Below are 10,788 nucleotides of genomic sequence, written 5' to 3'. Positions count from 1 at the left end.
CGTCGGCGCCGTGCCGTCAGCAGGCGGGGTCGGCAGCGCGGCGGGGCCGGGGCCGGCGGGGCCGCACCGGCCGGGGCCGGGCGGGGTGGGAGCGGTGCCCTCGGCGGGCGCGTCCGTCGACGGCGCACCGGTCGACGGCGCACCGGTGGACGGAGCGTCGGTCGAGGTGGAGTGCAGCGGTGTGGCGCTGGAGGTCGGCGTGCTCGACGGCGTCGCCGCGAACGCGGCGGTCGAGCCGAGCGCGACGAGTCCGAGGGCGCCGACGGCGATGCCGATGGTCAGGGCGCGCTTCTTCGGACGGCGCGGCCCGAAGCTCGAGCCCTTCTCGGCGGGGGTGGTCGACTCGGTCATGGGTGTCTCCTCGTTCCGGCCCGGTGCCGACCCCGTTCGGGATCGGTTGCGGCCGGTTCCATTTCAGATTCGAAGGCGAATCTGAAGCCGGACTTAAGAACAGACCCTCCACAGCAGACGCCGGGTGCGCCCCGATCCGCGGCCCCTAGGTTCGAGCACATGCCCTCCTCCGCCCGTGTGCTCCTCATCGAGGACGACGACGCCATCCGCTCCTCCGTCGAGACCGCGCTGCGCAGCGAGCGCTTCACGGTCCGCGGTCTCGTCTCCGGCGAGGACCTCGCCCGCGAGCTGAGCACCTTCGCTCCGGACCTGGTGATCCTCGACTGGATGCTCCCCGGCCCGAGCGGCATCGTGCTCGCCGAGCGGATCCGCCGCAGCAGCGACGCGGCGGTGATCATGCTCACCGCCCGCGACGCCGTCGACGACCGCCTCCGCGGCTTCGACGAGGGCGTCGACGACTACGTGGTGAAGCCGTTCGTGCTCGCCGAGCTCGTCAAGCGCGTGACCGCCGTGCTGCGCCGCCGCGGCCGCATCCCGTCCGTCGTCGAGATCGGCGACCTCGTCGTCGACCCGGAGTCGGGCCGCGCCCGCCGCGGCGGCGTCGCCCTCGACCTCACCGCGACCGAGTTCCGCCTCCTCGCCTTCCTCGCCGGGAACCGCGGCCGCACCCTCACCAAGACCCAGATCCTCACGCAGGTCTGGGGCTACGACCACGTCGACCCGAACCTCGTCGAGGTGCACCTCAGCTCCCTCCGCAAGAAGATGGAGGCGCACGGCGACCGCCTCGTGCACACCGTCCGCGGCCTCGGCTACCGGGTGGAGGCGTGAGCCGCTCCCAGCCGGGCGCCCTGCGGACCGGCTCCCTCCGCCTCCGCACCGTCCTGGCCGTGCTCGCTCTGCTGGCCGTGCTGCTCCTGGCCCTCTCGGCGACGGTGCAGGCGGTGCTCGGCGAGCGCCTCCGCGACCAGATCGAGGAGCGGCTGCAGGACCGCGCCTCCGCCGCCGCCGCGCTGGTCGGCACGATCGCCGACGACGCCCTCGCCTCGCGACTCTCGGCGCAGGGCGTCTCGGTGCGGATCACGAGCCCCGAGGGCGAGGACGTCGTGGCCGGGCCGAGCCCGGAGCAGCTGCGACTGGGCCCGGGAGCCGCCGACCAGCTCGGAGAGCCGCCGTCGCCTCCCGGCACGAGCTCCTCCTCCGGAGCCGTCCCGCCCCGAGCCGCGTCCGCCGCCGTCACCGTCGTCTCGAGCAGCGTCGCCGCCGACGACGAGCTGATCACCCTCGAGTCGACCCTCAGCGACGGCACCCGCCTCGAGCTCACCAGCGAGGCCGGATCGGTGGGCAGCACCCTCGCGCAGCTGAACGGGATCCTGCTCGCCGCGTCGGCCGTGTTCCTCCTGCTGGCCGCCCTCGCGCTGATCGTCGTGGTCCGCGCGACCCTCCGGCCCCTCGAGCGGATGACCGACGTGGCCCGCGACATCGCGCACGGCGACCGCGGGCGGCGGCTGCGCCCCTCCCGTCCGCGGACCGAGCTCGGCCGCACCGCGACCGCGTTCGACGAGATGCTCGACGACCTCGAGCAGGCCGAGCGCAGCGCCCTCGCCGCCGAGGCGACGGCCCTCGCGGCGGAGCAGCGGATGCGCGCGTTCGTCTCGGACGCCGCGCACGAGCTGCGGACGCCGGTCGCCGGCATCCAGGCCGCCGCCGACGCGCTCGTCCGCGCCGACGGCGGCGAGCAGGAGCGCGAGCGCCTCTCGGTGCACGTCGTGCGGGAGTCGCTGCGCGCGGGCCGCCTCATCCAGGACATGCTGCTGATGGCGCGGCTGGACGAGGGCCTGGCTCTGGAGTCGCGTCCGCTGGACCCGGCGGTCGTCGCCGAGGCCGCGATTGAGCGCCAGGAGCTGCGCCGCCCGGGCCTCGCGATCGAGCTGCAGCGGCCCGCCGAGCCGCTCCTGGTCAGCGCCGACGCCGACCGGCTGGCTCAGGTGCTCGGCAACCTCCTCGAGAACGGTGCCCGCTTCGCCCGCTCCCGGATCGACGTCGCCGTCGAGGCGGCCGCCGACTCCGTCACGATCACCGTCGACGACGACGGGCCCGGCATCGCCGAGGCCGACCGTGAGCGCGTCTTCGACCGCCTCGTCCGCCTCGACGACGCCCGCAACCGCGCCGACGGCGGCTCGGGCCTCGGCCTGCCGATCGCGCGCGGGCTGGCCCGGGCGCTCGGCGGCGACCTGGTGGCGCAGGAGGGACCGGTGGGAGCGCGGTTCCGGGTGACGCTGCCTCGCGCGGGCTGACGCCGCCCCGCTCCCCCTAGGCTCGACGGGCGCGCGGGCCCCGCTCCGCCGGGACGGCAGGAGTGGCTCCATGGACAGGGACGACGCGGAGCAGCGTGTCCGGCAGGCCCGCGACGAGGCCCCGAGGTTCGGGAGCGGTCCCCTGCTCGCCACCTTCACCGTCCGCCACCGCCGCGGACTCGACGTCGCCTTCGTGCTCGACGGCGCCGACGGGGACTTCCAGATCGGCATGGGCGCCGCGTCCGACGACTTCCGGAGCGTCCTCACCGTCGGCGTCGACCGCGAGGACGGCCGCATCCGCGGCGTCTCCAGCTGGACCGTCGACGGCCGCGAGAGCCGCGTGCCCGTGCGGATCCTGCACCGCTCCGCCACCGTGGTCATCGTGGAGGCCGCTCCCCTCCCCCTCGACCGGCGCCCGTCCTCGCTCAAGTGCTGGTCCTTCCTCCGCCGCGCCTCCGCCGACCACCACTCCGACGTGCTCGGCTTCGTGTCCCCCGACCTGGCCGACCTCCCCCCGGTCCGGCTCCTCACCGATCCGCGGGCGCGGCGCGGGCGCTGAGCCGGCCTTCCGCGCGACGGATCCCCGCCCGACCCGCAGGCGCCGGTGGGATCATGCGCTGACGTGATCCCGCCCGGAGGTCCGCCCGACCCGGAGGAGCGCTCGTGACGCAGGAGGTGCAGTCGACCCGGCTGCGGTCGCTCGGGAGCGAGGCGTTCTTCGGGGCGACGGTGGTCGTCGCGGCGGCGTGGTCGGGGGCCCGGGCGTTCCAGCTCTACGGAGGGTGGGGCGTGGTGCTCGCGGTGGCGGCGGTGATCGTCGCGGGGCTCGGCTTCGGGCTCCGGCGGCGCGTCGAGGAGCGGTGGTCCCGGCCGAGCCTCGAGAGGCTGCGGGCCGAGCATCCGGACGGCGGCGTCACCGCGGTGCTGAACACTCCGGAGACGCTGGCCTCGCTGCGGACGCTCGCGGTCGCCGGAGCCGCGGTCGACCTCCCCGCGCTGCGCGCGGCGAAGCCGGACCCCGTGCTGCTGGCCGTCGTCACCGCGAGGGCGCTCTCGCTGTTCCGTGCCGACGCGGACCTCTCGCCGATCGCGTTCCTGCCCCTCACCGCCGGGGACGCCCCCGAGTCGGTGACGGGCTACCACCACGGTCACGCGCTCACGGCTCCCGTTCTCACGGTCCGGCAGCAGGGGACGGAGCAGCGGCTCGCCCTCTTCCCCGCGCGAGCCTGAGACGCGGCTCAGCCCGCACCCATGCCTACGATCACCGATCGCGCAAGCACCTGCTCGCGGGGCGCCCGCGCGTCAGCATGAGCGGGATGGACACGATCGAGGAGGCGGGCGCCTGGGCGCGCGCTCTGGTGCGCCGCGAGTTCGGCGTCGGCCTCGTCGACCTGGAGCCCGTCGTCGGCGGACTCGACCACGGAGCGCGCGTCTGGTGCGCGGCCGACGGCTCCGGAGCGCTCTGGAGCGTCAAGGCGTCGGCCCGCGACGGGCGCTTCGGACTCGCGCTCTCGGCGTCGCTGGGAGAGGCGGGGGTGCCGGGCGTCGCGGCGCCGCACCGCGCCTCCGACGGGCGCCCCTGGGCGGAGGACCGGGGGCTGCGGGTCTCGGTCGCGCCGTGGATCCTCGGCGAGGACGCGGTCGACTCCGGCGAGGACGCCCTCGACTGGGAGGGGTTCGGCGCGGTCCTGCGCTCCGTGCACGACGCCGAGCCGCCGACCCTCGCGCCTCCCGTGCGGCGGGGAATCCGCCGCGTCCGCCGTCCGCTCGCCGACCTCCTCGCCGAGACCGACGAGAGGATCGACGCGCAGCCGGAGTTCCGCCCCCGCCTCACCGCGCTCTGGCGCGGGAACCGCTCCCGCCTCGACGCCCTCGCCGGCGCTGAGCGACGGCTGAAGCGCGCCCGCACGCCCACCTCCCGCGTGCCCCTCCACGGCGACCCGCATCCCGGCAACGTCGTCATCGACGAGAGCGGCCGCCCCTGGCTGATCGACTTCGACGAGGCCACCGTCGCCCCGCGGGAGGCCGACCTGCTCCTGATCGAGCTGGGCGTCATCTACTCGCGGCCGATCAGCGACGTGCAGCGCTCGGCGTTCCGCGCGGGCTACGGCGAGGCCCTGATCGACGACGAGCGGATCATCCGCTTCGGCTGCGTCCGCGCGGTCGAGGACGTGGCCGCCACTGTCGCGCTGGCCCTCGCCGACCCGGAGCCGGAGGAGCGCGAGGCCGCCCCCGTGCCCGCCTCCCGCCTCGGCCGCGCCGCCTCGGCGCTGCCCGTCCCCACTCCGCTCGACCTGCTCGCCGGCCAGCTCGGCCCGCACGGCCTCGTCTCGCTCGTCGAGACCGCCCTCCGCCGCCCCGCCTGACGCGGCCCTCCGACCCCGCCCCCGTCCGACCCTTCACAGCAGGAGACCACCCATGCGCAGACGATTCATCCCCCTCGCCGCCGTCCTGGCGTCGACCGCCGCCCTCACCGGCTGCAGCGGCTTCGGCGGAGGAGGCGGCGGTTCGGCCGACGCCGACTCGATCACCTTCACCACCTGGGCCAGCGAGTCCGAGCAGGCGGCCTTCGAGTCGCTGATCACCGACTTCGAGGCCGAGCACGAGGGGGCGAGCGTCGAGCTCAACGTCGTCCCCTACGACCAGATGTTCAGCAACATCGACGCGCAGCTGTCGTCGGGCGAGGCCCCCGACGTGTTCCGCGTCGACTACGGCAACCTCGGCGTCTACTCCAGCCAGGAGCAGCTGCTCGACCTGACCGACCGGATCGACGACTTCGACTCCTTCACGCCCGCGTTCCAGGAGGCCGTCTCCTTCGAGGGGAAGCCCTACGGCGTCCCGCACCAGACCGACGTGTCGGCGCTGCTGGTGAACACGCAGCTGCTCGCGGCGGCCGGCATCACCGACGTGCCGACCACCGCCGACGAGGCGTGGACCTGGGAGGAGTTCGCCGACGCCTCCGCGAAGCTGCGCGCGAGCCTGCCCGCCGAGCAGTACCCGTTCGTCTACAACTGGCAGCTCGGCGGCACGCCCCGCTGGCTGAGCTGGCTGTTCGAGGCCGACGGCACGCTGCTGGAGGCGGACGGCACCACTCCGGCGATCGACTCGGCCGCGGGCGCGAAGGCCCTGGACTTCACGAAGAGCTTCTTCGACAACGACTGGGTCCCGCCGACCAGCTCGGTGAAGTCCGCCACCTACGCCGACTCCTTCTTCACGGAGCAGACCGCGGCGATGGCGTTCGCCGGGTCCTTCCTGGTGCCGGACATCGACGACCTCGCCGACTTCGAGTGGACCGCCACGCCGATGCCCGTCGACGAGCGCGGCGCGACCGACCTCGGCGGCAACGCCCTCGTCGCCACGGCCGACACCGACAACCCCGAGCTCGCGACCGAGTTCCTCTCGTTCATGACGCAGGCCGACACCATGGCCGAGTTCTGCGCGGCGACGAACGAGCTGCCCACCCGGTCCGACATCGACCCCGCGTCGATCGACTTCGCGGTGCGCCCGGACGTGATGCCCGTGTTCGTCGAGCAGGCCGCGACGATCACCCCGCGCGACGTGCAGCAGCTCACCTCGCCGTTCCTCGCGAAGATCTCGGTCGCGATGCAGGACCAGCTCGAGGAGGCGTTCGTCGGCGGGCGCAGCACCGAGGAGACCCTCTCCGGCCTCGACGCGGCCATCCAGCAGGCGACCAGCTGATGACCGCCACCACCCTCCGCGGCCGGGCGGGCTCCTCCGCCCGGCCGCGGTCGGCCCGCAGGCGCGAGGCCCTCGCCGGCTTCGGCTTCGTCGGCCCGAACCTGCTCCTGATGGCGCTGTTCCTGTTCGTGCCGATCCTCTGGGCGATCCAGCTCTCGTTCCAGGAGTCGCGCGGCTTCGGCACGCCCGAGTGGGTCGGCTTCGCGAACTACCTGCGGATGGGCGCCGATCCGGTGTTCTGGCAGAGCCTGGGCAACACGCTCCTCTTCACCGCGGTCACCGTGCCGCTCGAGCTCGCCGGCGGCCTCGGCCTGGCCGTGCTGCTCAACTCCGTGCTGCCCGCCCGCGGGATCTTCCGCACGGTGATCGTGCTGCCCCTGGTGATCTCGGGCGTCGCCTCCGGGATGATCGCGGTCACGATCTTCAGCGAGTCCTCGGGCATCGTGAACAAGGTGCTGAGCTCGCTGGGCGCCTCGCCGGTCGCGTGGCAGTCGGACGGCTCCGCGGCGATGATCTCGGTGATGCTGACCGCGGTGTGGCTGCGGATCGGCTTCAACATGGTGATCTACCTGGCGGGCCTGCAGAGCGTCTCGCCCGAGCTCTACGAGGCCGCACGGATCGACGGAGCGACGCGCTGGCAGCAGTTCCGCGCACTGACGGTGCCGCTGGTCGGCCCGTCCACCTTCTTCCTGCTGATCATGAACGTGATCGCCTCGTTCCAGGTCTTCGACATCGTCTTCGTGATGACGGGCGGCGGCCCCGGCTTCTCCACGTCGGTGCTCGGCACCTACGCGTACCGCAACGGCTTCCAGGTCCGAGAGCAGGGCTACGGCGCCGCGCTCGGCGTCGTCATCCTGCTGGTCTCCCTCGCCTTCACCTATCTGCAGTGGCGCACGAGCCGCACGCGCGACCTCGTCGACTAGGAGCCCTCATGTCGTCCTCCACCGTCACCACGCCCGCCGCGGTCGCCGCGGCCACCGCCCGCGAGACCCCGCGCCGGCGCCCCTCCCGCCGCGACGGCTCCCGCTCCGGACTCGTCGTCCGCCTCGTCGTCGCGATCGTCGCCTCGGCGGTCGTGTTCTTCCCGCTGTACTGGATGCTCGTCATCGCCTTCTCGCCGCGCGGCGAGGTGTTCGCGCCCGGCCCGCCCCGCTTCTGGCCGAGCGAGATCTCATTCGAGAACTTCGCGACGGTGTTCGCGCGCTTCCCCGTGGGCGAGTGGTTCGTCAACTCGGTCGTGATCGGGGCGTTCGTCACGGTGTTCACCGTCGTGGTGAACCTGCTGGCCGGCTGGGGCTTCGCGCGGCTGCGCTTCCCCGGGCGGAACCTGCTGTTCCTGCTCGCACTGGCCACGATGATGATCCCGGTGCAGGCGATCATGGTCGCGCAGTTCAAGCTCGTGACCGGACTGCAGATCTACGGCACCTACTGGTCGGTGATCCTTCCCGGAGCGGCGGCGGCCTTCGGGATCTTCCTCGCCCGGCAGTTCTTCCTCTCCATCCCGGAGGAGCTGATCGAGGCGGCGCGGATCGACGGGGCCGGCCACCTGCGGGTGTTCCTGCAGATCGTGCTGCCGCTCTCGAAGCCGCTGATCGCCGTCCTGATCCTGCTGGCTCTGCTCGGCAGCTGGAACGACTTCGCCTGGCCGCTGATCGCCCTGAAGGACAACGAGCTGTTCACGCTGCCGATCGGCCTGCTCTACCTCAAGGGCCAGTCGACGCCTGACTACAGCGCGAGCATGGCGCTGGCGCTGGTGTCGGTGCTGCCGATGGTGCTGCTGTTCCTGTGCTTCCAGCGCTACTTCGTGCAGGGGTTCGCGCGCAGCGGCATCCGGTGAGGTCGGGCGGCGGCACGGGTGGCGGCACGGGCGGCGTGGAGCGGTCGCCGCGGCCGGACGCTCCTGACCGGACGGGGCAGGAGAGAGCAGGGCAGGAGAGAACGGGGAAGGAGTGGGCCGACGGACGCGGCGGGCCGCCGACGGACGCGGCGGGCGGCGGAGAGCGTGAACCACGTGGAACTCGTCCGGTCGTGATCTTCCGAGTTCGACGGCTCTCCTGCGTGGCGGGGGCGTCCGCCAGCCGGAGCGGGACGGGAGCGGACCGGGACGCGGGCGGACCGGGACGCGGGCGGACCGGGACGCGGTGGCCGACGCCCCGAAGCGCCGAAGCACGACGGGACACGGGGTTCGAGGCTCGGAGCTCCGGGACACGGGACACGGGGCTCGGAGCTCGGAGCTCGGAGCTCGGGGCTCGGAGCTCGGAGCTCAAGGCTCGACGAAGCGCCAACGTGCCGACGGACCTCGCGGCGCCGGAGGTGAGAGAGCGCGAGGGCGCCTGGGCGTGTCCAGGCACGGCGATTCACCGCCTCGCGGCCGACGGAGTGTCGAATCGCCCGGCATGTCGGGCTGCGGATCAGAACGGCGGAGGCGCGTCCACGAACCGCGGCCGCGTCGGCGACAGCACCGATGGCGACGGTCGAGGTGACGACGGTCGCGATGACCTCAGCTGCGATGACGAGGATCGTGGTGACAGCGGGTGCGGCTGCTGCTCCGGCTGCGGCTCCGGCTCCGGTTCTTGCGCCGACTGCGGCGTCGGTCGTCGCGTGGGCGGCAGCGGAGCCCCGGGCAGCGCCCGCGGTCGGTCGGTGATCCGTCGGCCGGTGGGGGTCGTCCAGACGACGGTGCCGTCCGGATGGAGGGTGTAGGTCCAGCGGTCGCCGTGGCGGACGTGGTGGTGCGCGACGCAGAGCGAGGCCAGGTTGCCGAGGGCGGTCTCGCCTCCGTTCCGCCACTCGAGGGTGTGGTCGGCCTCCGCCGTCGAGGCCGCGCGCGTGCAGCCGGGGAACCGGCAGGTCCGGTCGCGCAGCTGCAGCTGGAGGCGCATCCGAGGGGGCGGGACGCGGAGGGTCCTGCCGACCGACGTCACCACTCCCGTGTCCGGATCGGTCAGCACCCGCGTGAAGGTGGCCGCCGTGCGGACGAGCTCCCGGGCGACGTCGGCGGGGACGAGACCGTAGCCGTCGAGTTCGGCCGGCGCGTCGTCGAGGCCGACGGCGGTGCTGGCGGCCAGGGTGAGGCGCACGTCGGCGCGGACTCCGGAGACCGAGGCGTGGATTCCGGAGCCCGAGGCACGGACGGCGCTCGCTCCTTCTCCCGAGGATCCGTCTGCGGAGATGTCGCCGTCGATGAGCAGATCGACGAGCGCGTCGGCCCGCAGCTGCGCGAGCGTCCGGCCGTCGCCGAGGGAGATGTCAGCGTCTCCACCGGCGCCGCCACCCGTCTCCGCGCCGAGCCCGGCACCAGCACGCGCACCAGCACCAGCACCAGCACCAGCACCAGCACCAGCACCAGCGTCCGTTCCCGCACCGACTGCTACCCGGGCATCGCCACGGGCACCAGCACCGCTCTGTGCAGTCGCAGTCGCACTCGCACTCGCACTCGCACTCGCACTCGCACCTGCACCTGCACCTGCACCTGCACCTGCACCTGCACCGAGCCCGATCCTCGCCGCGTCCGCCCCGTCGCGGAGCGAGCGGGCGATGCGGTCGAGACGGTTGTAGGCGCCGACCGCGACCGGGGCCGGCAGCAGGGCGCAGAGCGTGGCCATGCCGTCGGCCTCGGCTCCGAGCCACACGCTGCGGTCCTCGCGGGCGCGGGCGTGGCGCTCGGTGAACGGCTGCTCGTGCAGCTCGTCGCGCAGCCGCGCCACGGTCCGGCGGAGCTGGGTGGGCGTCTGGGAGAGCGCCGCGGCGGCGGCCCGCTCGTCGAAGGGCGCGCGCGACGGAGCGGGGAGGGTCGCGGCGGCGGCGCAGACGACCTCGCCGGCCTCCCAGAGGATCCGGGCCTCGGCCAGGAGGGTGCGGGTCTCCGGGAGGTCCTCGATGAGGAGCCGAGCGTGCTCGAGACGCCGAGACGCCACGCGCTCCGACATCCCGAGCGCCGTCGCGAACTCGGCTCGGATCGAGCGCTCCACGAGGTCTCCCGCCTCGCTCCGGGAGAGACGACTCCCCCGCGCGAACGACTCCGGCACGAGCAGCGCTGCCCGGTACGCCGTGTGCAGGGCGACGGCCCCCGCGAGCAGCACCGGCGCCGAGGAGCGGGCGAGCCCCGCCGCGAGACCGGCGAGCGCGCGCACCGCGTCGAGCGTCTGCGCCGTCTCGCCCGCGCGCACCGCCTCGACCGCCTGCGCCGCGTCACCCGAACTTCTCATACGTGTATTGAATCAGCGACCACCGACATCGGGCCGGGGCCCGTGACCAGGATCGGGACAACGGAGCCGGTACCCCGCCTGTGGAGGGACGAACCGCCGGCGAGCGCGGGCTCGCACACCGCTGTCCGCGCGATTCCTGAGCCGAGCACCAGCCCGCGCTCGCCGGCGGTTCGTCCCTCCACAGGCGGGGTACCGGCTCCGTTGTCCCGATCCTGGTCACGGGCCCCGGCCCGATG

General features: G+C 73.9%; 9 protein-coding genes and 1 pseudogene. 8 read left to right on the top strand and 2 right to left on the bottom strand.

The window, feature by feature from the left end; genetic code table 11:
• Positions 1-351, bottom strand: a pseudogene (locus C5C57_RS17195) (hypothetical protein); the annotation flags it as partial.
• Positions 352-510: 159 nt separating this feature from the next.
• On the opposite strand from C5C57_RS17195, the gene C5C57_RS17190 reads away from it, so the two are divergent.
• The 8 genes from C5C57_RS17190 (at position 511) to C5C57_RS17155 (ending at position 8,181) form a co-directional block, all read left to right on the top strand.
• Positions 511-1,179, top strand: coding sequence for a response regulator transcription factor (locus tag C5C57_RS17190; protein WP_104225192.1), 669 nt, complete (start codon positions 511-513; stop codon positions 1,177-1,179).
• Complete coding sequence (locus tag C5C57_RS17185; protein ID WP_104248322.1) at positions 1,176-2,645, top strand: HAMP domain-containing sensor histidine kinase; 1,470 nt, start codon at positions 1,176-1,178, stop codon at positions 2,643-2,645. The genes C5C57_RS17190 and C5C57_RS17185 overlap by 4 nt, the downstream gene beginning before the upstream one ends.
• Before the next feature lie 70 nt (positions 2,646-2,715).
• The gene (locus tag C5C57_RS17180) at positions 2,716-3,204 is read left to right on the top strand and encodes a hypothetical protein (RefSeq protein WP_104227448.1); all 489 of its coding nucleotides are present in this window, start codon (positions 2,716-2,718) and stop codon (positions 3,202-3,204) included.
• 104 nt (positions 3,205-3,308) lie between these two features.
• Entirely contained in the window at positions 3,309-3,875 is a 567-nt protein-coding gene (locus C5C57_RS17175; protein WP_104248321.1) for a hypothetical protein, read from the top strand.
• An 86-nt stretch (positions 3,876-3,961) separates the two neighbouring features.
• The gene (locus C5C57_RS17170) at positions 3,962-5,011 is read left to right on the top strand and encodes an aminoglycoside phosphotransferase family protein (protein WP_104297924.1); all 1,050 of its coding nucleotides are present in this window, start codon (positions 3,962-3,964) and stop codon (positions 5,009-5,011) included.
• A 52-nt stretch (positions 5,012-5,063) separates the two neighbouring features.
• Positions 5,064-6,344, top strand: a complete 1,281-nt coding sequence (locus C5C57_RS17165; RefSeq protein WP_258072767.1) for a sugar ABC transporter substrate-binding protein — start codon at positions 5,064-5,066, stop codon at positions 6,342-6,344.
• The gene (locus tag C5C57_RS17160; protein ID WP_104239656.1) at positions 6,344-7,267 is read left to right on the top strand and encodes a carbohydrate ABC transporter permease; all 924 of its coding nucleotides are present in this window, start codon (positions 6,344-6,346) and stop codon (positions 7,265-7,267) included. The genes C5C57_RS17165 and C5C57_RS17160 overlap by 1 nt, the downstream gene beginning before the upstream one ends.
• An 8-nt stretch (positions 7,268-7,275) precedes the next feature.
• Positions 7,276-8,181, top strand: a complete 906-nt coding sequence (locus C5C57_RS17155) for a carbohydrate ABC transporter permease (RefSeq protein WP_104248318.1) — start codon at positions 7,276-7,278, stop codon at positions 8,179-8,181.
• Positions 8,182-8,755: 574 nt separating this feature from the next.
• Here C5C57_RS17155 and C5C57_RS17150 read toward each other — a convergent pair.
• Complete coding sequence (locus C5C57_RS17150; RefSeq protein ID WP_104297923.1) at positions 8,756-10,552, bottom strand: HNH endonuclease signature motif containing protein; 1,797 nt, start codon at positions 10,550-10,552, stop codon at positions 8,756-8,758.
• Positions 10,553-10,788: the final 236 nt, after the last annotated feature.

The sequence above is a fragment of the Rathayibacter sp. AY1C5 genome (assembly GCF_002931705.1).
In the GTDB taxonomy this organism is placed as follows: domain Bacteria; phylum Actinomycetota; class Actinomycetes; order Actinomycetales; family Microbacteriaceae; genus Rathayibacter.
Note: the sequence above shows the minus strand (reverse complement) of the source record. Positions and strands in the feature narration are given on the sequence as shown.

Coding starts and splice junctions, on each gene's coding strand:
- C5C57_RS17155 (WP_104248318.1), top strand. CDS start 7,276: ATGTCGTCCTCCACCGTCACCACGCCCGCCGCGGTCGCCGCGGCCACC.
- C5C57_RS17150 (WP_104297923.1), bottom strand. CDS start 10,552: ATGAGAAGTTCGGGTGACGCGGCGCAGGCGGTCGAGGCGGTGCGCGCG.
- C5C57_RS17165 (WP_258072767.1), top strand. CDS start 5,064: ATGCGCAGACGATTCATCCCCCTCGCCGCCGTCCTGGCGTCGACCGCC.
- C5C57_RS17180 (WP_104227448.1), top strand. CDS start 2,716: ATGGACAGGGACGACGCGGAGCAGCGTGTCCGGCAGGCCCGCGACGAG.
- C5C57_RS17190 (WP_104225192.1), top strand. CDS start 511: ATGCCCTCCTCCGCCCGTGTGCTCCTCATCGAGGACGACGACGCCATC.
- C5C57_RS17170 (WP_104297924.1), top strand. CDS start 3,962: ATGGACACGATCGAGGAGGCGGGCGCCTGGGCGCGCGCTCTGGTGCGC.
- C5C57_RS17160 (WP_104239656.1), top strand. CDS start 6,344: ATGACCGCCACCACCCTCCGCGGCCGGGCGGGCTCCTCCGCCCGGCCG.